General features: G+C 61.0%; 21 protein-coding genes and 3 pseudogenes. 15 read left to right on the forward strand and 9 right to left on the reverse strand.

The genetic code is table 11. The features are described 5' to 3' along the window. Positions 1 to 8: 8 nt before the first annotated feature. Both ACTG2B_RS04005 and ACTG2B_RS04010 read right to left on the reverse strand, forming a co-directional pair. The gene (locus tag ACTG2B_RS04005) at positions 9 to 455 is read right to left on the reverse strand and encodes a GNAT family N-acetyltransferase (RefSeq protein ID WP_040068004.1); all 447 of its coding nucleotides are present in this window, start codon (positions 453 to 455) and stop codon (positions 9 to 11) included. Between the two features lie 83 nt (positions 456 to 538). Continuing rightward, positions 539 to 1,789, reverse strand: coding sequence for a methyl-accepting chemotaxis protein (locus ACTG2B_RS04010; RefSeq protein ID WP_005335445.1), 1,251 nt, complete (start codon positions 1,787 to 1,789; stop codon positions 539 to 541). A gap of 101 nt (positions 1,790 to 1,890) precedes the next feature. Between ACTG2B_RS04010 and ACTG2B_RS04015 the strand changes: the two genes are divergently transcribed. From ACTG2B_RS04015 to ACTG2B_RS04065, 11 genes and pseudogenes are all read left to right on the forward strand, one after another. Next, entirely contained in the window at positions 1,891 to 2,643 is a 753-nt protein-coding gene (locus ACTG2B_RS04015) for a potassium channel family protein (RefSeq protein WP_421328742.1), read from the forward strand. A gap of 146 nt (positions 2,644 to 2,789) precedes the next feature. Next, positions 2,790 to 3,393 (forward strand): annotated as a pseudogene (locus ACTG2B_RS04020) (TIGR04211 family SH3 domain-containing protein). Positions 3,394 to 3,706: 313 nt separating this feature from the next. Continuing rightward, positions 3,707 to 6,871, forward strand: coding sequence for a bifunctional proline dehydrogenase/L-glutamate gamma-semialdehyde dehydrogenase PutA (gene putA, locus ACTG2B_RS04025; RefSeq protein WP_439995241.1), 3,165 nt, complete (start codon positions 3,707 to 3,709; stop codon positions 6,869 to 6,871). A 223-nt stretch (positions 6,872 to 7,094) separates the two neighbouring features. Beyond that, positions 7,095 to 7,874 (forward strand): NAD(+) diphosphatase, encoded by a 780-nt coding sequence (gene nudC, locus ACTG2B_RS04030; RefSeq protein ID WP_439995242.1) that lies wholly within the window; start codon positions 7,095 to 7,097, stop codon positions 7,872 to 7,874. Between the two features lie 182 nt (positions 7,875 to 8,056). Further along, positions 8,057 to 9,124 (forward strand): uroporphyrinogen decarboxylase, encoded by a 1,068-nt coding sequence (gene hemE, locus ACTG2B_RS04035; RefSeq protein WP_439995243.1) that lies wholly within the window; start codon positions 8,057 to 8,059, stop codon positions 9,122 to 9,124. Between the two features lie 112 nt (positions 9,125 to 9,236). Further along, a pseudogene (locus ACTG2B_RS04040) lies at positions 9,237 to 10,148 on the forward strand (ROK family protein); the annotation flags it as partial. A gap of 76 nt (positions 10,149 to 10,224) precedes the next feature. After that, entirely contained in the window at positions 10,225 to 11,235 is a 1,011-nt protein-coding gene (gene epd, locus ACTG2B_RS04045; RefSeq protein ID WP_439995244.1) for an erythrose-4-phosphate dehydrogenase, read from the forward strand. A gap of 61 nt (positions 11,236 to 11,296) precedes the next feature. Beyond that, on the forward strand, positions 11,297 to 12,460 hold the full coding sequence (locus ACTG2B_RS04050) for a phosphoglycerate kinase (RefSeq protein WP_005335436.1): 1,164 nt from the start codon (positions 11,297 to 11,299) through the stop codon (positions 12,458 to 12,460). 115 nt (positions 12,461 to 12,575) lie between these two features. Further along, positions 12,576 to 13,655, forward strand: coding sequence for a class II fructose-bisphosphate aldolase (gene fbaA, locus ACTG2B_RS04055; protein ID WP_005335434.1), 1,080 nt, complete (start codon positions 12,576 to 12,578; stop codon positions 13,653 to 13,655). Between the two features lie 159 nt (positions 13,656 to 13,814). Then, positions 13,815 to 15,119: an NAD(P)/FAD-dependent oxidoreductase gene (locus ACTG2B_RS04060; protein WP_439995245.1), complete on the forward strand. Its 1,305-nt coding sequence runs from the start codon at positions 13,815 to 13,817 to the stop codon at positions 15,117 to 15,119. 236 nt (positions 15,120 to 15,355) lie between these two features. Beyond that, positions 15,356 to 15,946, forward strand: a complete 591-nt coding sequence (locus ACTG2B_RS04065; RefSeq protein ID WP_439995246.1) for a hypothetical protein — start codon at positions 15,356 to 15,358, stop codon at positions 15,944 to 15,946. 54 nt (positions 15,947 to 16,000) lie between these two features. Here ACTG2B_RS04065 and ACTG2B_RS04070 read toward each other — a convergent pair. The 4 genes and pseudogenes from ACTG2B_RS04070 to cutA all read right to left on the reverse strand — a co-directional run bounded on the left by ACTG2B_RS04070 (position 16,001) and on the right by cutA (position 19,078). Next, positions 16,001 to 16,413, reverse strand: a pseudogene (locus ACTG2B_RS04070) (hypothetical protein). A 70-nt stretch (positions 16,414 to 16,483) separates the two neighbouring features. Beyond that, positions 16,484 to 16,975 (reverse strand): GNAT family N-acetyltransferase, encoded by a 492-nt coding sequence (locus tag ACTG2B_RS04075; RefSeq protein WP_139461853.1) that lies wholly within the window; start codon positions 16,973 to 16,975, stop codon positions 16,484 to 16,486. Further along, on the reverse strand, positions 16,965 to 18,764 hold the full coding sequence (locus ACTG2B_RS04080; protein WP_439995247.1) for a protein-disulfide reductase DsbD: 1,800 nt from the start codon (positions 18,762 to 18,764) through the stop codon (positions 16,965 to 16,967). Before ACTG2B_RS04080 ends, ACTG2B_RS04075 begins: the two co-directional genes overlap by 11 nt. After that, on the reverse strand, positions 18,761 to 19,078 hold the full coding sequence (gene cutA, locus ACTG2B_RS04085; RefSeq protein WP_439995248.1) for a divalent-cation tolerance protein CutA: 318 nt from the start codon (positions 19,076 to 19,078) through the stop codon (positions 18,761 to 18,763). The genes ACTG2B_RS04080 and cutA overlap by 4 nt, the downstream gene beginning before the upstream one ends. A 244-nt stretch (positions 19,079 to 19,322) precedes the next feature. On the opposite strand from cutA, the gene ACTG2B_RS04090 reads away from it, so the two are divergent. Next, a complete protein-coding gene (locus ACTG2B_RS04090) occupies positions 19,323 to 19,679 on the forward strand; it encodes a hypothetical protein (RefSeq protein WP_005362699.1) in 357 nt (118 codons plus the stop codon). 162 nt (positions 19,680 to 19,841) lie between these two features. On the opposite strand, the gene ACTG2B_RS04095 is transcribed toward ACTG2B_RS04090, so the two are convergent. Beyond that, positions 19,842 to 20,288 (reverse strand): PACE efflux transporter, encoded by a 447-nt coding sequence (locus tag ACTG2B_RS04095; RefSeq protein WP_439995249.1) that lies wholly within the window; start codon positions 20,286 to 20,288, stop codon positions 19,842 to 19,844. A 125-nt stretch (positions 20,289 to 20,413) separates the two neighbouring features. Here ACTG2B_RS04095 and ACTG2B_RS04100 point away from each other — a divergent pair, with 125 nt between their 5' ends. Continuing rightward, the gene (locus ACTG2B_RS04100) at positions 20,414 to 21,295 is read left to right on the forward strand and encodes a LysR family transcriptional regulator (RefSeq protein ID WP_439995250.1); all 882 of its coding nucleotides are present in this window, start codon (positions 20,414 to 20,416) and stop codon (positions 21,293 to 21,295) included. Between the two features lie 6 nt (positions 21,296 to 21,301). On the opposite strand, the gene ygfZ is transcribed toward ACTG2B_RS04100, so the two are convergent. Continuing rightward, positions 21,302 to 22,210, reverse strand: coding sequence for a tRNA-modifying protein YgfZ (gene ygfZ, locus ACTG2B_RS04105; protein WP_204419533.1), 909 nt, complete (start codon positions 22,208 to 22,210; stop codon positions 21,302 to 21,304). 111 nt (positions 22,211 to 22,321) lie between these two features. Here ygfZ and ACTG2B_RS04110 point away from each other — a divergent pair, with 111 nt between their 5' ends. Both ACTG2B_RS04110 and ACTG2B_RS04115 read left to right on the forward strand, forming a co-directional pair. Then, positions 22,322 to 22,591, forward strand: coding sequence for an FAD assembly factor SdhE (locus ACTG2B_RS04110; protein ID WP_005335417.1), 270 nt, complete (start codon positions 22,322 to 22,324; stop codon positions 22,589 to 22,591). A gap of 19 nt (positions 22,592 to 22,610) precedes the next feature. Then, entirely contained in the window at positions 22,611 to 23,003 is a 393-nt protein-coding gene (locus tag ACTG2B_RS04115) for a protein YgfX (protein ID WP_302247266.1), read from the forward strand. A 155-nt stretch (positions 23,004 to 23,158) separates the two neighbouring features. On the opposite strand, the gene nadB is transcribed toward ACTG2B_RS04115, so the two are convergent. Further along, positions 23,159 to 24,766 (reverse strand): L-aspartate oxidase, encoded by a 1,608-nt coding sequence (nadB, locus tag ACTG2B_RS04120; RefSeq protein WP_005354382.1) that lies wholly within the window; start codon positions 24,764 to 24,766, stop codon positions 23,159 to 23,161. Positions 24,767 to 24,898: the final 132 nt, after the last annotated feature.

Consider the following 24,898-nt stretch of genomic DNA (forward strand, 5'->3'; position numbering starts at 1 on the left):
CCAGTCAATCAGGTGCGCTGGTAGATGGCAGGGTTGTAGATCTCCATCAGGCTGTCTGGACTTGCTGGGGGCGCAAAGCCAAAACCGGCATAGAGGCCGTGAGCATCAGAGGTGGCGAGAGCGAGACGCCGTAATCCCTGCAACTCGGGATGGTCGACAATGGTTGCCACCAGTGCCTTGCTGTAACCCCGGCCGCGGTACTCAGGCAGCACGAAGACATCGGCCAGATAGCCAAAGGTGGCCTTGTCAGTGATGACCCGGGCGAAGGCAACCTGCTGACCATCGACATAGCCGCCAACGCAGAGGGAGTGGTTGATGGCTCGCACCACAGTGCTGTGGGGAATACCACGGCACCAGTAAGCCTCTTGGGAGAGAAAACGGTGGATCAGCGGCACATCGAGCCGCCCCTTGTCGTCACTGAGCTCGAGTGGTGGGTGCGTTGCATTCTGCTGCATGTTGGCTCCTTGCCGTGCGCTGGAAATGAGAAAGGCCCCCTCAAGGGGCCTTCCAGTCTAACCGGATTGGGGCATGAAAACAGTCAGACGAGTTTGAAGGACTGGATCTGGCTGTCGAGCTCCTTGCTGTGCTGCTCGACCAGTTCGGAGGCCTCTTGCAGCTCGCGCAGCACCACGACGGAGCCTTCGGCGATCTGCTTGACCTGCTCCAGATTGCCGCGCATCTCTTCGGCGACCGAGCTTTGTTGCTCGGAGGCGGCGGCGATGTGGCGGTTCATGTCGGCGACACCCTGTACCCGCTGCACTATGGTGGCGAGCTGGGTACCGGCCTGGGTCACCTGTTCCACCCCCTTGTCGGCCTGCTGTACGCTTTGGGCCATCAGCTCGCCAGCCTGATGGGCATTGCCCTGCAGCTGTTCGATCATCTTCTGGATCTCGACGGTGGCGGCCTGAGCCCGGTTGGCCAGCTCGCGCACTTCGGAGGCCACCACGGCAAAGCCACGACCCGCTTCACCGGCGCGAGCCGCTTCGATGGCCGCGTTAAGTGCCAGCAGGTTGGTCTGTTCCGAGATGCCGCGAATGGTGTCGACCACAGAGCCAATGCGCTCGACCCCCTGCTCCACCTCGTTGACCACGGTGGCGGAGCGCTGGATGTTGCCGGAGAGGGTGTCTATGGTGCTGACGGTGTCGGCGACGCAGCGGCTCCCCTCTTCCGCCAGCTGGCTGGTTTCGGCGGTGGCGTGAGAGGCCTGATCCGCATGGGCGGCCACTTCGCGAATGGCGCCGACCATCTGGCTCATGGCGCTGGCCAGCTGTTCGATCTGGGTGAACTCTTCGTTGATCGCTTCGTTGGCCTCTTCCATGCAAAGGGTCACCTGGGAGGCGATGTCGTTGAGCTCCTTGCAGGCGGCGCGCTGGTTGCCAAACACCTCTTTGAGGTTCTCCTGCGAGTGTGAGACCGCCTTGGCGATGTCACCGAATTCGTCACGAGACTTGAGCAGTACCTTGTGGCTGAGGTCCCGCTTGGCGAAGCGCTCCAGCAGGCCTACCAGATAGTGCACCTGCTTGACCATCAGGCGGGAGCCGGTGAGCAGCAGGATCACGAACAGCAGCCCCATGATGGCGGTCTCCATCAGACCGGTCCAGAGCAGGCGATTGGAGATCGCATCCGCCTTGGCGGGATCGAGCCCTTCGCTGAGCAGGGTCGCTTCCAGATTGTTGGCGTCAAACCAGAGTTTTGTCAGTAGCAGGAGGGTACTGAACACCATCAGCAGCACCACTTTGGGTACCAACCGGATGTTGCTCATTCTTTTCTCCAGCAGGTTCAGCTGCATTGTCATTCTCCTTTTAAAAGCCGTTTTTTCCTTTGCCCTCAGGACTATCGGCATTATCTTCTCTTTTATTAATTTGCACTGTGCTTAAAGTTGGAAAATGTATGCGACATCACTTAACTCATCTGCGGGCGATGGATCTGCTGATGGCATTTCTGTCGATTATCTCGGTTGTGCTGGTGACGGCCCGCTGGTGGGGCCATGAGAGCCTGACACCACAGACCCTGCAGCTCTTCTATGACCTCGACAGTCTGATCTGCTACTTCTTCCTCGCGCACTTTGCTTATGGTTGGATCCGGGCCTCTGATCGCAAGGCCTATTTCAAGGCCAACTGGATCTATCTGCCGGGTAGCCTGCCGATGGCGGAGCAACTGCGCTGGGCGCGGTTGATCCAGTTGTGGCGGGTCTATCAGCTGTTCAAGGAGCACCCGGATCTCTGGGCCATGTTCCGTCGCGAGCGCAACGAGACCACCCTCTCCGGCATCTTGTTCCTCTTCTTCCTGCTGCTGGGGGTGGGCTCCGGCGTCATGTACTGGATTGAGTCAGGCCAGCCCGGCAGCCAGATTGAGACACCTTACGACGCGTTCTGGTGGACGCTGGTGACCCTCTCGACAGTCGGTTACGGGGATCTGGTGCCCAAGACCGAGGAGGGGCGGTTTGTCGCCAGCTTGCTGATCCTGTTCGGGGTCGGTCTGTTCGGTGCCATCAGCGGTTTTATGGCCAGCCTGTTTTTGCAGCCCAACAAGGGGGATGGCGAGACCGACAAGTGGCGTCATCACTACAACAATCAGCAAGAGGAGATGCTGCGGGAGATCCGCGCCCTGCGCAGCGAGGTGCAGGAGCTGAAAAACAAGTGAGACCGCAGACGGGCAAGTTGCGAGGTGACTCGCAACTCTGCGCTCTTTATCTGGGGGGAGGTGCTTTTTCTTTGCTTGTCCTTTAACCTGCTGGCGGCTTAACATTCAACCTCTTGTCCAAACCTGAAAAAGAGAACCGATCGACCATGCGCGCCCTTCTCGGGATTTTGATCTGCTTGTGTGCCCAACAGGCACTGGCCGATACCCGTTATGTTTCAGACAACATCTTTACCTATATCCACAATGGCCCAGGTACCCAGTACCGGATCCTTGGCAGCGTCAAGGCTGGTGAACCGCTGGAGGTAAAGGCGGTGAACAGCGAGGCCGGTTTCACCCAGGTGGTGGACGGTCGTGGCCGCGAGGGGTGGATCAAGAACAGCGAACTGCAGAGCCAGATCAGCCTGCGCGAGCGTCTGCCCCAGGTGGAAAAAGAGCGCGATGAGCTTAAAGATCGCCTGCAGAACCTTAACGGTGACAACGAGAAACGCTTCACCGAGAAGGATGGTCATCGCTGCCCAGAGCAAGGAGATCGCCGCCCTCAAGGCCCAGCTGGTCAGTCAGGGTGAGGAGATGAGCAATCTCAAAGAGCAGAATGATGCCCTGACCCAGAGCTACGACAATCAGGAGCACGACATGCAGATGGACTGGTTTATTCGTGGTGGTGCCATGGTGGGTGCCGGTATCCTGCTTGGCATCCTGTTGCCCATGCTGCCCCGTCGTCGCAGCCGTGGCGATCGCTGGATGAACTGACAGCATCTGGCTGAATGAATTGCTGAGAAGGGTCGCCGTGGCGGCCCTTCTTTTTTGGGGCGTATTGGGCGGAATGCGTGGCTGCTTTGCGATAGAGCGGCGGCAGATCGTATACAAAATGAAGTCAGATGACCCTCACGCTTGCTGGCGTATTGGCTTCAAAAGGGAATTCATGGGGGGAATGAGCGATATTTGTTAAAGAGTGGCAACAAATTCATTTCATATAGGGTGCAACATTGTATACATTATCGGCGTTTCGGCGGCGCGTCCGCCTTTGTCGATATCAGCCCTAGGGCGTACAGGAAGACCCCATATGTTCAAAGCTACACAAGTGCTTGCCGCTGACTATATCCCCTCCGATCTGGCCGCCCTGCGCGAAGCCATCACCCAGAACTATGTGGTGGATGAAAATGCCTATCTGGCCGAACTGTCGGCCATGCTGCCGGGGGATGGCGCCTCGCTGGAGCAGGTGACCCAGCGTGCCCGTACTCTGGTGACCAAGGTGCGCAAGGAGAGCGGCTCCGGTGACGGTATCGACGCCTTCCTGCAGGAGTACAGTCTGGATACCCAGGAGGGGATTATCCTGATGTGTCTGGCCGAGGCGCTGCTGCGCATTCCCGATGCCGAGACCGCCGACGCCCTGATCAAGGACAAGCTCTCCGGCGCCAACTGGTCGTCCCATTTCCGCAAGAGCGACTCTACTCTGGTCAACGCCTCCACCTGGGGGCTGATGCTGACCGGCAAGATTATCAAGCTCGACAAGAAGCTCGACGGCAACCCGGCCAACCTGCTGGGGCGTATGGTCAACAAGCTGGGGGAGCCGGTGGTGCGCTCCGCCATGTATGCCGCCATGAAGATCATGGGCAAGCAGTTCGTGCTGGGGCGCGACATGAAGGAGGCGCTCAAGGCGAGCCGCAAATCCCGCGAGCTGGGCTACACCCACACCTACGACATGCTGGGTGAATCTGCGCTGACCATGCAGGATGCCGACAAGTATCTGACCGATTACCGCAACGCCATCGAGGCGGTGGGCAACGAGCGGATCAGCGACGGCGGCCCGGCCCCCTCCATCTCCATCAAGCTCTCGGCGCTCCATCCGCGCTATGACGTGGCCAACCGCGAACGGGTGCTTGGCGAGATGTGCGAGCGGCTGGTGGGGCTGGTGCGTCTGGCCCGCGACAAGGATGTGGCCATCAGCATCGATGCCGAGGAGATGGACCGCCTCGAGCTGTCGCTGGATCTGTTCGAGCAGCTCTATCGCTCCGAGGCCAACCGTGGCTGGGGCAAGCTCGGCATGGTGGTGCAGGCTTACTCCAAGCGCGCGCTGCCGGTACTCTGCTGGCTCACCGCGCTGGCCCGCGAGCAGGGTGACCTCATTCCGGTGCGACTGGTAAAAGGCGCCTACTGGGACAGCGAACTGAAATATGCCCAGCAGGCGGGCCTGCCCGGCTACCCGCTGTTTACCCGCAAGGCGGGCACCGATATCTCCTACCTCGCCTGCGCCCGCTACCTGCTGAGCGAGCCGACTCGCGGCTTTATCGCCCCCCAGTTTGCCACCCACAATGCCAATACCGTGGTCAGCATTCTGGAGATGGCCGGTGATCGCCAGTTTGAATTCCAGCGTCTGCACGGCATGGGCGAGGAGCTGCACAACGCGGTGCTGAACGACAATCCCGGTCTGCACTGCCGCATCTATGCGCCGGTCGGCGCCCACAAGGACTTGTTGCCCTATCTGGTGCGCCGCCTGCTGGAGAACGGGGCCAACACCTCCTTCGTTCACAAGCTGGTGGACCCCAACACCCCGGTCGATTCGCTGGCCGAGCACCCGCTGCGCACCCTCAAGCGCTACTCCGGCTTTGCCAACGACCGGATTCCGCAGCCGGTGAACCTGTTCAGCGACCGCAAGAACTCCAGCGGCGTCAACATGAACATCCTCTCCATCCAGCGCCCCTTCTTCGCCCGCTTGAAAGAGCTGGAGAGCAAGCAGTGGCTGGCAGGCCCCATCGTCGATGGCGAGACCCTCAAGCGCAGCGAGGCACGCACCGTGCTGAGCCCGCAGGATGTGAGCCTCACCGTCGGCAAGATCCACTGGGCCGACGAGCAGGCGGTGGAGCAGGCCTTGGCATCTGCCCACGCTGCCTTCCCGCGCTGGCGTGAAACCCCGGTGAGCGAGCGTGCTGCCGCGCTGGAGAAGCTGGCGGATCTGCTGGAAGCGAACCGCGAACAGTTCGTCTCCCTCTGTACCCGCGAGGCGGGCAAGCTGCTGCAAGATGGCATCGACGAGGTGCGTGAGGCGGTGGATTTCTGCCGCTACTACGCGGTGCAGGCGCGCAGCCTGATGGGGCAGGCGACCCTGCTGCCCGGTTATACCGGCGAGCAGAACGAGCTGTTCCTGCAGGGGCGCGGGGTGTTTGTCTGCATCAGCCCGTGGAACTTCCCGCTGGCGATCTTCCTCGGCCAAATCGCCGCGGCGCTGGCCACCGGCAACACCGTCATCGCCAAACCGGCGGAGCAGACCGGCCTTATCGCCCATCTGGCGGTGACTCTGGCGCATCAGGCCGGTATTCCGGGCGACGTACTGCAATTGCTGCCCGGTGACGGCGCCACCGTGGGTGCCAAGTTGACAGCCGATCCGCGCATCGGCGGCGTCTGCTTCACCGGCTCCACCGAGACCGCCAAGCTCATCAACATGACTCTGGCCCAGCGCGATGGTGCCATCCTGCCGCTTATCGCCGAAACCGGCGGTCAGAACGCCATGATCGTCGACTCCACCGCCCTGCCGGAGCAGGTGGTGCGCGACGTGGTGAGCGCCGCCTTCCAGAGCGCCGGTCAGCGCTGCTCTGCCCTGCGGGTGCTCTATCTGCAGGAGGAGATCGCCGAGCGGGTGCTGGAGATCCTCACCGGCGCCATGCAGGAGCTCAAAGTGGGCAACCCGGCCGAACACAACACCGATGTCGGCCCGGTGATCGACGCCGATGCCAAATCCGGTCTCGATGCTCACCTCGCCTACATGGTGCCGCGCGCTCGCCTGATTGCCCAGGCGCCGATGCCCGCCGCGACCATGGAGGGACACTTCGTCCAGCCGACCGCGCTGGAGATCGGCTCCATCCGCGAGCTGACCAAGGAGCAGTTCGGCCCCATCCTGCACGTGGTGCGCTACGCCACCCGGGATCTGGACAAGGTGATCAGCGACATCAACGGCACCGGCTACGGCCTGACGCTGGGGATCCACAGCCGCAACGAATCCCACGCCGAGGAGCTGGCGAGCCGCATCAATGTCGGTAACGTCTACATCAACCGCAACCAGATCGGCGCCATGGTCGGGGTGCAGCCGTTCGGCGGGCAGGGGCTCTCCGGCACCGGCCCCAAGGCGGGCGGCCCTCACTACCTGAGCCGTTTCGTCACCGAGAAGACCCGCACCATCAACACCACGGCGGTGGGCGGCAACGCCTCCCTGCTGGCGATGGGCGATGCCTGATCTGCGTCGATAGAGGCCGGATACGGGATACCGGATAACAACGGGCCGCCTTCGGGCGGCTTCTTTATTTGCACCATCCGTTTTTTACGAATGGGACAATCGGCCACGGCGGGGTCGTCAGCGACCCTTGCTGGTCGTAAGATGGGAGCCATTCGCGCGGCGTTTGCCCCCCTTGGCGGGCCCGCCGTAGCCAGGGTTTTGTTTTAACGAGAGTGTTTATCTGATGTCATTAACCGAACAAGCCCGCTGGTTCGTGCTGGGGGGCGATCATCTGGTACTGCTCGCTCAGCAGGGTCAGGTGCCACAGGGCAGTAGAGCGTGCCTGCCCGCAGCGCTGGCTGACGCTCATTTCGAGCGTTTTGACGAGTGGCAGGGGCTGCCCTGTTATCTGCTCGATCTGGGGGCTGAGGCCGACACGACTATGATGGCCCCCCTGCGTCAGCTGATGGTGGCGGGGGACGAAGAGGGCTTTCGTCTCGCTGGCCGCGCCTGGCAGCTCGCCACCTTCCGCCGCACCCACCGTTTCTGCGGCGAGTGCGGCGCCCCCATGACCCCGAAGGCGGGGGAGTGGGCGCAGGTGTGCCAGCAAGGGCACAGCGTCTATCCGCGCATCTCCCCCTGCATTATCGTGGCGGTGCGCAAGGGGCCGGAGATCCTGCTGGCGGCTCATCGCCGTCACTATCAGGCGGACGATCCCATGTATACCGTGCTGGCCGGCTTTGTGGAGGCGGGGGAGAACCTCGAGCAGTGCGTGGCGCGGGAGGTGTTCGAGGAGAGCGGCATCCGGGTGCGCAATGTGCGCTATGTGGCGAGCCAGCCCTGGCCCTTCCCCCACAGCCTGATGATGGGCTTTACCGCCGACTACGAGAGCGGCGAAATCCGGGTGCAGGATGACGAACTGGTGGCCGCCGGTTTCTTCTCCGCCGACCGGCTGCCGCGCTTGCCGCCTCACGGCACCATCGCCCGGCGGCTGATCGAGCGTTCGCTGGCGGGCGAGGGGTAACGAGGCGCTTATCTTTTCGCCAATCTTTTTGCACTTCTTGTTACAAGCGGGGCGGTCAGGTTTGCGCCCCTTCACATCTTTTCAACCGCGCGTCCATTTGCCACGTTTTGGGCAGTCCGATCCGGTGGGCAAAGTGGTATTATGGCCGCCATTTTATGCGTGATACGAACTCAGGAACTGGGATGAAAGAGCTGAAGAACGATCGATACCTGCGCGCTTTGCTGCGTCAGGATGTGGACATGACCCCGGTATGGATGATGCGCCAGGCTGGCCGTTATCTGCCGGAATACAAGGCGACTCGCGCCCAGGCGGGGGATTTCATGTCCCTGTGCCGCAACGCCGAGCTGGCCTGTGAAGTCACCCTGCAGCCGCTGCGCCGCTACCCGCTCGATGCCGCCATCCTCTTCTCCGACATCCTTACCGTGCCCGATGCCATGGGGCTGGGTCTCTACTTCGAGCAGGGTGAAGGCCCGCGTTTCGAGCGTCCGATCACCTCCATGGCCGACGTGCAGGCGCTGCCCATTCCGGATCCGGAAGATGAGCTGGGCTACGTGATGAACGCAGTGCGCACCATCCGCCGTGAGCTGAAGGGCGAAGTGCCGCTCATCGGCTTCTCCGGCAGCCCCTGGACCCTGGCTACCTACATGGTGGAGGGGGGCAGCTCCAAGGCGTTCACCAAGATCAAGCAGATGATGTACGCAGAGCCGCAAACCCTGCACCTGCTGCTCGACAAGCTGGCCGACAGCGTGATTGCCTACCTCAACGCCCAGATCAAGGCGGGTGCGCAGGCTGTCATGGTGTTCGACACCTGGGGTGGCGTGCTCACCCCGCGCGATTACCGCGACTTCTCCCTGCAGTACATGCACAAGATTGTCGATGGCCTGATCCGCGAGCACGACGGTCGCCGTGTGCCGGTCACCCTGTTCACCAAGAACGGCGGTCAGTGGCTGGAGCAGATCGCCGCCACCGGTTGCGATGCGCTGGGTCTGGACTGGACCACCGACATCGCCGATGCCAAGCGTCGGGTCGGCGACAAGGTGGCGCTGCAGGGCAACATGGACCCCTCCATGCTCTACGCCACTCCGGCTCGCATCCGTGAAGAGGTCGCCTCCATTCTGGCCGGTTTCGGCCACGGCAACGGCCACGTATTCAACCTCGGCCACGGCATCCATCAGGATGTTAACCCGGAACACGCTGGCGTGTTCGTCAACACGGTGCACGAGCTCTCTGCCCAGTATCACGGCCGCTAAGGCCGGGGCGAGAGAAGAAGAGTTTGTTTGAAATCCGGGGCCGTCAGGCCCCGTTTTACATTAAAAAATGGCGCCGCGATGACGAGAGCGTGGCGGCCGTGCAGGAGGCAAGATGAGCAGCAAGTCACTGGATTGGGGTATCGATCTTGGCGGTACCAAGTGTGAATGCGTGGTGCTGGAGGGCGACGAGGTGCTGCTGCGCCACCGCATCCCCACCGAGCGGGCTGGCGGTTATGACCATATGATCGGCCAGATCGCCAAGCTGGTAGCTGAGTGCGCCGAGAAGATTGGTCAGCGGCCTGCCGTCATCGGCATGGGCACGCCGGGGGCGCGGGATCCGCAGACCGGCCTGATGAAGAACTGCAACACCACCGAGCTCAACGGCAAGCCGTTCAAGGAGGATCTGGAGCGCAAACTGGGCGTGCCGGTGCTGATCGCCAACGACGCCAACTGCTTTGCGCTGGCAGAAACCCATCTCGGTGCAGTGCGCCAGCACCATCCCGATGCGAAAGTGGTGTTTGGCATCATCATGGGCACCGGGGTCGGCTCCGGCATCGTCATCAACGGCCAGATCCTCAACGGCCACCACGGCATCGCCGGTGAGTGGGGCCACAACGTGCTCTCCCCCGATGGCCCCGAGTGCTACTGCGGCAAGCGTGGCTGCGTCGAGACCCTGATCAGCGGCCCGGCGCTGGAGGCATGGTACGAGGCCAAGGCCAAACGTCGCCTCTCACTGGCTCAAATCGCGGCTGCCACCGCCCACGATCATGTGGCCAAGCTCACCATCGACCGGCTGCATCTGCTGTTTGGTCAGGCGCTGGCCAATGTGGTCAATATTCTCGACCCGGATGTGATCGTCATCGGTGGCGGGGTGGGCAATGTGCAGAGCCTTTACAGTGCAGGGCGGCAGACAATTTTGCCCTTCCTCTTTAATCCCCGCTTCGCAACCCCCATTATTGCTCCTGCCCTTGGTGACAGTGCCGGGGTATTCGGGGCCGCACTGCTGGCCCGCGGTGAATTCAGAGGCCCTGCTGTCGTAGCCGGGGCTCCCGGGCGGCCGGTGTGCCGCCCTGTTGCTGGTTCAAGGAAACGGATTCTCGATGATCAAGATTGCCATCAATGGTTACGGGCGGATCGGTCGCAACGTGTTGCGAGCCCTCTATGAAAGCGGGCGCGACAAGACCATCAAGATCGTCGCCATCAACGAGCTGGCGGCCCCCGAGGCCATGGTGCACCTGACCCGTTACGATACCAGTCACGGTCGCTTCCACCATCCGGTGCAACTGGCGGGCAACAGCATGCTGGTGGGGGAGGATCTCATCTCCCTGTTTGCCGAGCGGGATCCGTCAAAGCTGCCGTGGCGGGCGCTGGGAGTCGATGTGGTGCTGGATTGCACCGGGGTATTCGGCTCGCGGGCCGATGCCGAGCTGCATCTGGCGGCGGGGGCGGGCAAGGTACTCTTCTCCCACCCGGCGGATGCGGATGTGGATGCTACCGTGGTCTACGGGGTCAACCATCATACCCTCATCGGAGCGGAGCGGATCGTCTCCAACGCCTCCTGTACCACCAACTGCGTGGTGCCGGTGATTGAAACATTGCATCGAGAATTCGAGATAAATTGTGGTACTATTACGACAATTCATTCGGCCATGCATGATCAGCAAGTCATCGATGCCTACCACAGTGACTTGCGCCGAACCCGCGCTGCCAGTCAGTCCATCATCCCGGTGGATACCAAGCTGGCAAAGGGGCTGGAGCGTATCCTGCCCCACTTCGCCGGCAAGTTCGAGGCGATCGCGGTGCGGGTGCCGACCATCAATGTAACAGCGATGGATCTCAGTATTACTGTTCGTAAAAAAGTAACAGTTAGTGACGTAAATCAAGCCCTGCAACGGGCATCCAGAGGTACATTACACGGTATTCTGGATTACACGGAAGAACCGCTGGTCTCCGTAGACTTCAATCATGATGCGCACTCATGCATCATTGATGGTACCCAGACCCGGGTGAGCGATGCCAACCTCGTCAAGATGTTGATGTGGTGCGATAACGAATGGGGCTTCGCAAACCGGATGCTGGATACCACCCGGGCCATGATGGCCGCAGGCTGAGCCTGCCCCGGGCGAAAGGTTACTGTTTTTAACATTACCTGGAAAATATAGAGGACTGAATATGTCTGTTATCAAGATGACTGACCTGGATCTGGCGGGTAAACGCGTTCTGATCCGTGCTGACCTGAACGTACCGGTAAAAGACGGCAAGGTCACCTCCGATGCACGTATCGTTGCGACTCTGCCGACCATCAAGCTGGCTCTGGAAAAGGGCGCCAAGCTGATGATCACCTCCCACCTGGGTCGTCCGACCGAGGGTGAATACAACGAAGAATTCTCCCTGGCTCCGGTTGTCAACTATCTGAAAGACGCTCTGTCCTGCCCGGTTCGCCTGGCCAAGGATTACCTGGATGGCGTAGAAGTCGCTGCCGGTGAGCTGGTTGTACTGGAAAACTGCCGCTTCAACAAAGGCGAGAAGAAGAACACCGAAGAGCTGGCCAAAAAATACGCCGCCCTGTGTGATGTCTTTGTAATGGATGCGTTCGGTACTGCTCACCGCGCCGAAGGTTCCACCTACGGTGTGGCTCAGTTCGCTCCGGTCGCTTGTGCCGGCCCGCTGCTGGCGGGTGAACTGGAAGCCCTGGGCAAAGCCATGCTGAAGCCCGAGCGCCCGATGGTTGCCATCGTTGGCGGCTCCAAGGTCTCCACCAAGCTGACCGTTCTGGAATCCCTCTCCAAGATCGCTGACCAGCTGGTTGTCGGTGGTGGCATCGCCAACACCTTCATCGCTGCTGCCGGTCACAACGTCGGCAAGTCCCTGTGCGAGCACGACCTGATCGACACCGCCAAGAAACTGGCTGCCGAGACCAACATTCCTGTGACCACCGACGTGGTTGTAGGTGCCGAGTTCTCCGAGTCCACTCCGGCGACCATCAAGTCCGTCTCTGACGTGACCGACGGCGACATGATCTTCGACATCGGCCCGGATTCTGCCAAGGCCCTGGCTGACATCATCATGAACGCCAAGACCATCCTGTGGAACGGCCCGGTTGGTGTATTCGAGTTTGACCAGTTTGCTGAAGGCACCAAGGTTATCGCTGAAGCCATCGCTGCTTCTCCGGCCTTCTCCATCGCTGGCGGTGGCGACACCCTGGCTGCTATCGACAAGTTCGGCATCGCTGACAAAGTCTCCTACATCTCCACTGGCGGCGGCGCCTTCCTGGAGTTCGTAGAAGGCAAGGTACTGCCGGCTGTTGCGATTCTGGAACAGCGCGCGAAAGCCTAATTGACCCGGAACGGGGGGCAAAAGCCTCCCGTTTCGTTTATCATGTGCCCGCTGTGCCGGTTCATGATGAACCCCCCATTTTTTATTAACGGCATACGAGACAGGACGATTAAACATGTCTAAGAAAATTTTCGACTTCGTAAAACCCGGCGTGATCACTGGTGATGACGTTCAGAAAGTGTTCGCCATCGCTAAAGAGAACGGCTTTGCTCTGCCGGCCGTAAACTGCGTTGGTACCGACTCCGTGAACGCCGTACTGGAAGCTGCCGCCAAGGTTAAAGCGCCGGTTATCGTTCAGTTCTCCAACGGTGGTGCCGTGTTCACCGCCGGTAAGGGTCTGAAGCTGGAAGGTCAGAAAGCTGCCATCCTGGGTGCCATCTCTGGTGCCAAGCACGTTCACGCTGTTGCCGAAGCCTACGGCGTGCCGGTAATCCTGCACACCGACCACGCTGCCAAGAAGCTGCTGCCGTGGATCGACGGTCTGCTGGAAGCGGGCGAGAAGCACTTTGCTGAAACCGGCAAGCCGCTGTTCTCCTCCCACATGCTGGATCTGTCCGAAGAGTCTCTGGAAGAGAACATCGACATCTGCTGCGAGTACCTGACCCGCATGGCCAAGATGAACATGACTCTGGAGCTGGAACTGGGTTGCACCGGTGGCGAAGAAGACGGCGTCGACAACAGCCACATGGATCAGTCCGCTCTGTACACCCAGCCGGAAGATGTTGCTTACGCTTACGAGCGTCTGTCCAAGATCAGCCCGCGTTTCACCATCGCTGCCTCCTTCGGCAACGTACACGGTGTATACAAGCCGGGTAACGTCAAGCTGACCCCGTCCATCCTGGACGCTTCCCAGAAGTACGTTTCCGAGAAGTTCGGCATCCCTGCCAAGTCTCTGGACTTCGTATTCCACGGTGGTTCTGGTTCCACTCTGGAAGAGATCCGCGAGTCCATCTCCTACGGCGTAGTGAAGATGAACATCGACACCGACACCCAGTGGGCAACCTGGGAAGGTCTGCTGAACTTCTACAAGAAGAACGAAGCTTACCTGCAAGGCCAGCTGGGCAACCCGGAAGGCGCCGACAAGCCGAACAAGAAGTACTACGATCCGCGCGTATGGCTGCGTGAAGGTCAGACTTCCATGATCGCTCGTCTGGAGAAAGCATTCTCCGACCTGAACGCCATCGACGTACTGTAATTCGTTACAGCACCTTGATTGCATGAAAAGGCGCCCTTCGGGGCGCCTTTTGCATTTCTGTGATCCGCACCGGTTGGTGAGTGGAGGGGGAACTGGGTATTATCGAAACAACTTTGCTTATTTTATTAAACAATTTGCAACCAAGGCAGGATGCTGAGTATGCAGGCAGGAAAGCACAACAGATATCAGGAGCACGTCGCCTCCTACTACGCGGCCACCCGCAACGATCCGCAGCAGTGGCCGGAACTCGAGGCCGAGCTGAAAGCGGATGTCTGCATCATCGGCGGCGGTTTTACCGGTCTCAACACCGCCATCAACCTGGCTGATGCAGGCTACAAGGTGGTGGTGCTGGAGGCCAACCGAATCGGCTGGGGCGCCTCTGGGCGCAACGGCGGTCAGCTTATTCGCGGTATCGGCCACGATACCAGCCAGTTCGCCCGCTGGATTGGTGAGGAAGGGGTGCGCGAACTCGACCTGATGGGGCTGGAGGCGGTGCAGCTGGTGCGCGAGCGGGTTGAGCGTTTCAATATCGAGTGTGACCTCACCTGGGGTTACTGCGACCTTGCCACCCGTCAGCGCCATCTGGCCGGCTTTGAGGAAGATCTCGACCATCTGGCGAGTCTGGGCTATGAGCACGAACTCAAGCTGGTTCCGCGCGCAGATATCCATACCGTGGTGGGGTCGGATCGCTATATCGGCGGCCTCATCGACATGGGCTCCGGCCATCTCCATCCCCTCAATCTGGCGCTCGGCGAGGCGCGCGCCGCAGCCAGCCTCGGGGTTTCCCTGTTTGAACACTCCAGAGTGACCCATATCGATTACGGCAAGCAGGTTGAAGTGACCACCGCCCACGGCCGGCTCACTGCCGACTATCTGGTGATCGGCTGCAACGCCTACCTCAACGACCTCAATCCGGAGCTGGGAGGACGGGTGCTGCCGGCCGGTTCTTACATCCTCGCCACCGAGGTGCTGGATCGCCGCTTGCGCCAGCGCTTGCTGCCGCAAAACATGGCCGTGTGCGATCAGAACGTGGCGCTCGACTACTACCGCCTCTCCGCCGATGGTCGTCTGCTGTTCGGCGGGGCCTGCAACTACTCGGGAAGGGATCCCCGCGATATCAAGGCCTTCATGTTGCCCAAGTTGTTGCGGGTCTTCCCCGAGCTGGCTGGCACTGCCATCGAGTTTCAGTGGGGGGGCATGATCGGGATCGGCGCCAACCGTTTGCCGCAGATTGGCCGCTTGAAGGAATACCCCAACGTACTCTACGCCCAGGCCTACTCGGGGCACGGCCTCAACGCCACCCATATGGCGGGCAAGCTGGTGGCCGAGGCGATCCGCGGCGAGAGCCGGGGTTTCGATCTCTTCGCCAGCGTGCCCCATATCACCTTCCCCGGCGGCTCGGCGCTGCGCTCCCCGCTGCTGGCACTGGGAATGTTGTGGCACCGGATGAAGGATATCTTCTGACCCCCATTGTCAGCCAGCGCAGTGATGGCTGAACTAAGCCCCCTTGCCAGCCCTTGTTTATAGCGGGTTGGCACTATCGTTCCGCCTGATAGACCAAAAGATGCATTCGCGCCAATCTCGTCCGGTTGGCGCTATCTTTTAGGTGTGAGTACGGTTATCTGCCAAGGGGCAAGGGGTTGTCAGATTGCCGGAATATTTGCCGAAAATGGCCAGAGGGTGGGGAGAGGAGGGCCAAGATGGAGATAAATGTGGTCGCGTCAGGCGGGCTCAGCCCGCTGGCGCAACGGCAGGGTTCTCCCGCTGTGCAGGCACAGGAGCGGGCTGTGACCTCGCCATCAACGGGCGGCGACAGCCGGATGGTGCGCGACCTTGGCGCCGTGCTGGACGAACTGGGACTGTCACCGCAAGGGGAGAGCCGCGGCGGGGGCACTGTTTCAATTAGGGACTCGCTGGAAGCGTTCATCAATACCATGATGGGCTCCCTGCAACAGCAGCAGGAGCAACAGTTGGCATTGCAGCAACAACAGCGGCAAGAGCAGGAACAGCGCAAACTCGCCATCGCCGACAGCAGCGAAAACCCGCTCAAGCGGGATCTGGAGCGCCTGCTGGAGACGCTGGATCAGCAGGGCGGACAGGAAAAAGAGAGCGAGCAAGGAGCCGAGCGTGAAGCGGTCAACCCCTTGCAGAGCCAGCTGACCAAGCTGCTGGAGAGCAGTGGTGCGGCAGAGCGCGGGGTCACCCTCAAGGAGGTGCTGTCAGGGTTGGCCAGCAAGTTGCCGAGCGAAACCGCCGAGCGAAAAGGGTATCGGGTCGATACCCAGGTTTGAGCTGGTTGGCAACGGCAGTCCAGTAGTTGCAGTGCGTAAGGGGCGGGCAGCCCTTTATTGGGCCGGTTCCGCCAGCCGCCATCCCTGTTCGTCCTTCATCATCCACACCTCTGCCTCTTGTGGTAGCACCTGGCCCGCCTCGAACTCGCCATATTTGCGCTCGAGCTCCATCAGCCCCATCTCCTGCTGGAAGGGGCCACCCGGTCGTAGACCAGATCCTCGTCGTGCAACACCTGCAACTGATCGAGCCCCTGCTTGAAGTGGAGCTGGTAACTCACCTTGACCAGATAGACCCCCTCCATCCGCTCCTCCTTGCCGAGGATGGTAAAGTCGCTGATATCGAACAGGTTGGCGTCTGTCTCGGCCAGTAGCTTGGCGGTGACCTGCTGGCGGATATCCTCTTCACCGGGCCCTGCACTGCAGCCATAAAGCCAGAGGGCTAGCAGGGGGATGAACCACTTTTTCATCAAAACTCCGGACAAGTGCAAAACGAGAGGGGCGATTGTGCCACGCGAATGCGCGGCGGCAAACCTCGGCTCACGGTTCCAGTGAACGTTCCAGCACGATGGCCTCGGCCCGATAACCAGCCAGCTTGCGGCGATAGCACTCGGTGAACCCTCTGCGCAGCCAGAAGGATAGAGCACTCTCATTGCTGGCAATCACTGACAGGCGAAGCCGGGTAGCCCCCCATGAGCTTGCCAGCGTGCAGGCGTGAAGATAGAGCGACTGACCACGGCCACTCCCTTGCCAGGGTTCCCCCACCAGTAACAGACCCAGATAGGCGGTGTCTGGATTGGGATAGCCGCGCAGCAGATCAATGACAGCGGTGAGTTCTCCCTGCTCCCAGCGGCCGATGAGATGTTTGTCGGAGAGAGGCAGGCCGGATGGGCAGGCGACAAGTTCCTCTTCTCCTGCCTGTGCAGAGAGAGGGTCATTGCTCACCGCCGCCTGATAGGAGGGGGCCTGCTCGAACAGCCGCTGCAAGGCAGGTGCATCGCTTGTCTGCAGGCGACGCAACTCAGTGTGCATCACTTACCATCTCGAGATGTTTGGCAAAGGGGATAGGCCCCATAAAACCGGTGACCCGCTGCCCTGTCAGCTCCTTGCCCTCGCGGTCGAAGAAGATCAGGGTCGGCAGGCCCAGCACATTGAGGGTATTGAGCAGCTCGATATCCGCATCGTCGTTGGCGGTGACATCCGCCTGCAGCAGCACCATCTGGCCGAAGCGCGCCCTCACCGCCGGGTCGCTGAAGGTCTTGTGCTCGAACTCCTTGCAGGCGACGCACCAGTCGGCGTAGAGGTCAAGCAGCACCGGCTTGCCGCGGGCGGCGGCCAGCTGCACCTTGAGATCATCCAGCGTCTTGATGCGGATAAACTGCGGCGCCGTTTGACCGGCATCCGCCGTGATGGCAGCAGGGGTGGCCGGTTGCAGCAGATCCTTGCCCACTACCACGGCGCTGATCATCGCCAGCAACAGCACGAAGCCGCGTACGCTCTTGGCCACCGAGTGGGGCTGGTGCTGGTTGTGGTGATAGAGATAGCCGCACAGCAGCAGCCCCCAGCCGAGCCAGGCGAGAGTGGCAATCTGATCGCTCCAGAGCCGTGACAGCAGCAGGATCGGCACCGCCAGCAGGGCAAAGCCAAACAGCTGCTTGATCACATCCATCCAGGCGCCCGCTTTGGGCAGCAGCTTGCCACCCGAGGTGCCGAGCAGCAGCAGCGGCAGACCCATCCCCAGTGACAGCGCATAGAGCGCCGCCCCGCCGAGCCAGAGATCGCCGCTCTGGGCCACGTAGATCAGCGCCCCCGAGAGCGGCGCCGTGGTGCAGGGGGAGCAGACCAGCCCGGAGATCATCCCCATGATGGCGACCCCGACCACAGAGCCGCCCTGCTGGCGGTTGGAGAGGCCGGAGAGACGGGTTTGCAAACTGCTCGGCAGTTGCAGGGTATAGAGTCCGAACATGGAGAGGGCCAGCAGCACGAACATCACCGAGAGGGCGATCAGCACATAGGGATGTTGCAGCGCCGCCTGGAATTTCAGACCCGCCGAGGCGACCACCAACCCCAGCAAGGTGTAGGTGACCGCCATCCCCTGCACATAGACCATGGAGAGCAGGAAGGCGCGACCGGTAGAGAGGCGATGGCCGGCACCGGCGATGATGCCGGTCAGGATTGGGTACATGGGGAAGACGCAGGGGGTGAAGGCGAGCCCCAGCCCCAGCGCGAAGAAGGCGACGATGCTGAGCCAGAACCCCTGATGGCCGAGGGCGGCGGCCAGCTGATCCTGCTGGCTAACCGGTGCGACGCTTTGTGCCGTATCAGCAGTGGACGCTGTGGTTGCCGTGACCAGCGGGGTTACATCGATCAGCTTGTCGGTCGGTGGATAGCAGAGGCCGTCGGTACAGCCCTGATAGCGCACCCGCAGGGTGGCATTTTCCCCCACCTCCTTTAGCGGCACCGCGATGCTCACCTGCTGGTAGTAGACCCGGGTCTTGCCGAAGAAGTCATCCTCGTGCTCGGTGCCTTCCGGCAGGGTCGGCTCGCTGAAGGTGAGGTTGTTCCCCTTGAAGCGCAGGCTATGGCGATAGAGGTAGTAGTCGTCGGCGATGTGGAAGGTTAGCAGCAGCTGATCGCCACGCTGTTCGCTCTCGATCTGAAAGGCCTCATCGACCTGCAAAAATTTGGGCTTGGCGTTGGCCTCAATACCCAGCGAGCTGAGCAGATCGGCGCCGCTGGCGTGGGCTGGGGAGCTGCCCACCGCTGTCATCAGCAGGGCACAGAGCAGCAGCAGTGGAGAGAGCAAGCGGTTGAACGTCATGCGGTCTCCCCATTAAGCCAGTCGAGATAGGCAGGTAGTCCGGCACTCACCGGCAGGGCCAGCAGCTCGGGCACCTCATAGGGGTGATTGTCCTGAATACATGCCTGCAGCTCGGCAAAGCGCGATTGGAGGGATTTGATGATGAGCTGGATCTCGGTGGCGCGCTCCACCTTGCCTTGCCAACGATAGACGGAGGTGACGCCCGGCAGTTGATTGATGCAGGCGGCCAGCCGCTGGTTCAGCAGCTGTTCGCAGAGAAGGTCGGCACTGGTTTGATCTGGGCAGGTGCAGAGCACCACAATGGCGTCGGTCATAAAGCGGATCTTCACCTCGTTGGGGTAAACCGGGCAGGCGCCCTTGCCGTCTCATCCCTGTTTGCGGATGAGGGTGAAAAAAGCGCCTGAAAATCAGCGGCTACTATACCCCAGAGCCACTTCAAATAGCATCTGTAGCCATTTGTGAGCCAGCGCCAAAAATTTGTGGGGGGCATGAGATAGACGCTGTCATGGGGACAGGGCAGAATGAGCGGGCTTGTTCCCAATTGACGTAAGGAAATGTATGACCCAACAGAATGAGCAGCAGAGAAACCGCATGTTGAGCCTGCTGCGCGAAGGTGAGCGCCGCATGTTGGTTCAATTGGCCGGGCTGCTGCGCACGACCGCCGATGAAATCAATGCCGAGCTGGAGAAAGAGGAGCTGATGGCCACCCTGGAGCAGCCCATCACGGTGGAGTATCTCAACGGCGTGGTGCAGCACCATCTGTTCGAGCGCAAACACAAGGGAGATATGGCGGTTGCCCAGCAGATCCTGAGCGATTATCAGAGCGAACTGGAAGCGCTGCAGGCCGCTCAGGCCCAGCCTGAAGAGGCTGCCGCTGCCGACGAGAGCGGCGAAGAGCTCAAAGCCCAGGCTTGAGCGACGGGCAGGCTTGAATCCTTACCTCTGAATCAGCCGGCCTGCCAGCGCTGACGCCTTTTGCGGCCCCATCATGTCTGCCATGATGGGGCCGTGTCGTTTCTTCTGTAGTCTTTCCTTGTTGACCTTCACGTCTCGGCTTCAGTCCAACTGATTCGTGCCTTAGCGCGCCTCTTGTGGCATGCCGTGCGGCACTTCGCGGGGGATGGGGAACACCTTGTCATAACCCCAGTTGTAGACGAAGGCATAGATCAGGTAGAAGGCGACGAAGCCCAGATCCAGTACCAGCGCCTCCAGCATGCTGACGCTCAGCCACCAGGACATGACCGGCAGCGCAACGATCAGCAGACCGCCCTCAAAGCCGAAGGTATGCAGCACCCGTTGCCACAGAGTCTTGTGGGTATGGCCCTGATATTTGAGCAGCAGCTTGTCGACCCCGATGTTGTAGATGTAGTTCCAGACAGTGGCCAGCACCGAGAAGAACAGGGCCAGCGGGCCCATATGGTTGAGCCCGACCCCGGTAACCCAGCTGGCCAGCGGGGCGGCAATCAGCAGGCCAATGAATTCAAAGCCAATGGCATGGCGCAGGCGATCGTTACGGGTACGCATAAGTCACTCTCTCAATCAGGTTTATTCACGAATTGCGGGTTAATCTATAGAACTTTCGCGATAGATTCATGTTGGCATCCATCGCTAAAATAGATGGATGAGAAGACTTGCCGGAGGGCCATAAGATGACGCCATCACTGGAACAACTGAGGATCTTGCTGGCCGCTGCTGAAACCGGCTCGTTTTCTGCTGCCGCCCGCAAGCTGGGCAAGGCGCAGTCGGTGGTGAGCAGCGCCATCGCCAATCTGGAGATCGATCTGGCGCTCACCCTGTTTGACCGCAGCGGCCGCTATCCGCAGCTGACGGAGGTGGGGGCCCGCATGGTGCAGGAGGCGGGGATCCTGCTGGCGCAGAGTGAACGGTTGCAGTCTATTGCCGGAGAGTTGGCGGCCGGGGTGGAGACGCGCCTTACCCTGGCCATCGATGATGACTCCCACCTTCCCTGGCTCGGCACCCTGCTGGAGGAGTTCGCCACCCGCTACCCGACCGTAGAGCTGGAGCTGCTCTTCCCGCTGATGGAGGATGTGACCGAGATGCTGGTGACCGGCCGTGCCCAGCTCGGCATCAGTTATCAGAAGGTGCATCCCCAGCGGGAGATTGTCGCCCATTCGCTGGGGGAGGTGACCATGCCGCTGGTGGTGTCACCGGATCATCCGCTGGCCCGCAAGCAACCGCTGCGAGAGGTCGATCTGCAGGGGGCACGCCAACTGATGGTGACCGGCCGACGGGAAGGGAGCGAGCGTCAGCGTTTTCGCATCTCGGCTCAGGTGTGGTGGGTCGAGGGGGATCTCGGGGTGTTGGAGCTGGTCAAGCGGGGTCTTGGCTGGTCCGCCATTCCGGAATTTCTGCTGCATCAGCCGCTGGCTCGGGGCGAAGTGGTGGTGCTGGAGCCCGACTTTATCGCCAGCCATGCGTTGGCGCTGGAGTTGCAGTGGCATCGCGCCCGCCCGCTGGGGCAGGCGGGGCGCTGGCTGAAGGGGGCACTGCTGGCGCGGGTGCCTCGCTAGCCGACCTTACTCGGTCAGGGCGTAAGGCAGGGGTTGCAGGGTGAGGCGGGAGCCTTCGTCCTGCTTGAGGCGGAATTGGGCGTCAGCCTCGGTATCTTTCGGCAGTACGGCGGTGAGCCACACCTGCCCTGCCTGTTGCCAGGCGTTGAGCACCATGCCGCTGCGGCGCCAGTTGTCACCCAGTTGCAGCTCCAGGGTATCGCCGCTGGCGACCGGCTCGCCGGCAGTGCCCGCCAGCAGGAACAGGGCGCGATTGTTGGCGCCGCGATACTTGGCACGGGCCACCGTCTCCTGCCCCATGTAGCAACCCTTGTTGAAGCTGATACCGTCCAGCGCCTGCAGGTTGAGCATCTGCGGGATGAACTCCCCTTGATGCACCGCTTCCATATGTGGCAGACCCGCCTTGATCTCGAGCCCCCACCAGAGTGATTCGTCACCTTGCGGCAGGGCGTCGGCTTGCTGATTGCTCACCAGTAGCCAGCGATCCTGTTCAATCTTCACCGCCATGCCGCCGTCGATAAGACCGCTCTGCAGAAGGCCAAACTGCTCGGCGATCCACTCATCGCTGCCTGTACCGGCGATCCCGGTGGCGTGACGCTCATCGGCGGCGATCTCGACCTTGGAGAAGACGGCAAATTTCTTCAGCTCCGGCAGCTGACGTTCCAACACTGAAGGGCTGGTCAGCAGCAGCAGGCTGTCGTCGAGGCAGAGCAGGCGGAAATTGCTCCACAGCTTGCCCTTGGGATCACAGTGGCCACCCGGGGTCTGTTGTCCCGGTTGCAGGGCGTTGACATCACAGGTGACCTGACCTTGCAGATATTTGACGCGATCCTGGCCGCTGATACGGGTGATGGCCAGCTTGGTCAGGGAGAAGCGGGTCGGCTCGGCAGGAAAAACAGGTGGTTGCAGGCTCACGATGGTATTCCAGAGAGAAAGTATGTGAGCTGCATGGTAAAGACGTAACTAATGTTTGTCAGCCGGAAAATCCAGCTGGTACCATCCCCCGGTCTTTGTAAGGAGAGTGCCATGTTGAGCCCAGTTGAAAAATCCCGCCTGAAGTGGGCCTGCCGTCGCGGTATGCTCGAGCTGGATGTGATCTTTATGCCCTTTTTCGAACACGAGTTCGACTCCCTGAGCGAAGCCGATCAGCAGACCTTTATCCGCCTGCTGGCGAGCGACGATCCGGATCTGTTCAAATGGTGCATGGGTCATGGTGTCCCTGCCGATCCCGCATTTGCCGCCATGATCCCGATGATCCTGGAGCGCAATCAGGCGCGCCACGACCGCCAGGGGTAATACTGTGGAGCGGGTGATCATGACGGTTCACCCCTCCCGCCATCAGCAATGTTTGCTGGTGGCCCTCTTTTTGTTGCTGCTCTGGCCGGTGGCTGGCCTGATTGCCGGTTGGCAGTGGGCGCTGTTGCTGCCCGTCTGGCTGGCGGCGCTCTGGTTGAGCTGGCGCTCCCTAGCCGCGCCCCCGTTCGAGCTTGTCTGGGATGGTCAGTGGCTACAGTGGCAAGGTTGCCGCTATCAGCTCGACAAGAAAAGCCGCATTCTGCCCGGTGTGCTCAGGCTGGCGCTTTGTCCCGATCCGCAAGAGAGTGGAGCCGTGTCGCCACGGCAACTGTGGCTCTTCTCCGACGCCCTTCCCCCCGAACATTACCGCCTGCTGGCGCGAGCCATCCACTTTCTGCCGTCTCGGCGCTGACGCCTGCTTCCCGTGATAACCATGTGCTGATTTATCGCGATAAGCTGCTGCAATGTGGCTGGCGGCGCTCTTTTTGGGGCTGAAAAGCGGTTGAAAACAAGTGACCCCGCCGGGGCGGGGTCACTGATTGCTGCAACGCTTGGCAGGAAGGGGGATTAATCCCGCTCCGGGGTCAGCACGGTTGGTTTGGAGTCCGGCAGCATATCCGGATAGTCCAGGTTGTAGTGCAAGCCGCGAGACTCCTTGCGCTGCAGGGCGCAGTTGACGATAAGCTCGGCCACCTGCAGCAGGTTGCGCAGCTCCAGCAGGTTGTTGGAGACGCGGAAGTTGGCGTAGTACTCCTGTACCTCCTGCTTGAGCAGGTCGATGCGGCGCTTGGCGCGGGCCAGGCGTTTGTTGGTACGCACTATCCCCACGTAGTCCCACATCATCAACCGCAGCTCGTGCCAGTTGTGCTGGATCACCACCAGTTCGTCGGAATCTTCCACCTTGCTCTCGTCCCACACCGGCAGGCGCGGCGGCTCCACGCTCATCGGCAGCTTGGCCAGAATGTCAGCACCCGCCTGATGGGCATAGACCACGCATTCCAGCAGGGAGTTGGAGGCCATGCGGTTGGCGCCGTGCAGACCGGTGTAGGTCACTTCGCCGATGGCATAGAGGCCGGGAATATCGGTCTGGCCATTGTTGTCGATCATCACGCCGCCACAGGTGTAGTGGGCGGCCGGCACGATGGGCATCGGCTCCTTGGTGATGTCGATGCCGACCGCGAGGCAGCGCTCATAAATGGTCGGGAAGTGCTTGATGATGAAATCGGCCGGTTTGTGGCTGATATCCAGATACATGCAATCCGCCCCGAGCCGCTTCATCTCGTGGTCGATGGCGCGGGCGACGATATCCCGTGGCGCCAGCTCGGCCCGCTCGTCAAACTCCGGCATAAAGCGGCTGCCGTCCGGGCGGCGCAGATAGGCCCCCTCGCCACGCAACGCTTCGGTCAGCAGGAAGTTGGGGTCGTCCGGGTGGAACAGGCTGGTGGGGTGGAACTGGTTGAACTCCAGGTTCGCCACCCGGCAACCGGCCCGCCACGCCATGGCGATGCCATCGCCAGAGCTCACATCCGGGTTGGAAGTGTACTGGTAGACCTTGGAGGCGCCACCGGTGGCCAGTGCCACGAAACGGGCACGGATCACCTCGACCTGCTCGGCGTTGCGGTTCCAGACGTAGGCGCCCAGTACCTTGTTGCCCGGCAGGTTGAGCTTGCGGGTGGTGATGAGGTCGACCGCGTTGAAGCGCTCCATCAGCTGGATATTGGGGTGAGCGCGCACCTGATCGATCAGGGTCAGCTGCACCGCCTTGCCGGTGGCATCCGCCGCGTGGAAGATGCGGCGATGGCTGTGGCCCCCTTCCCGGGTGAGGTGGTACTGGGACTCGCCGTCGGCGTTCTCCTCCTGATCGAAGGGGACCCCTTGCTGAATGAGCCACTGGATGGATTCGCGGGCGTGGCGAGCGGTGAACTCGACTACTGCCGGGTCACACAACCCGGCGCCCGCGTTGAGCGTGTCGCTCACGTGGGATTCGATGCTGTCGGTTTCGTCGAAAACGGCAGCGATGCCTCCTTGCGCATAGAAAGTGGCCCCTTCACTGATGGGCCCCTTGCTCAGAACCAGGACTTTGGCGTGGTCTGCCAATCGCAACGCGAGGGACAAACCAGCGGCACCGCTGCCAATGATCAGTACATCGCAAAGGTATTCAACACTTGCTTTCATAAGTATCATTGGCTTGGATTAAGAACTGGCACCATGGTAGCCCAAGCGAGGGCGAGGATGCAGCCGGCATCACATTTTTTTCAATTGAAGCGAACTTTCTCTGATTCTCCCTGTCTGAACTTGTGCGCTTAG

The sequence above is a fragment of the Aeromonas sp. 30P genome (assembly GCF_051919805.1).
GTDB lineage: Bacteria > Pseudomonadota > Gammaproteobacteria > Enterobacterales > Aeromonadaceae > Aeromonas > Aeromonas veronii.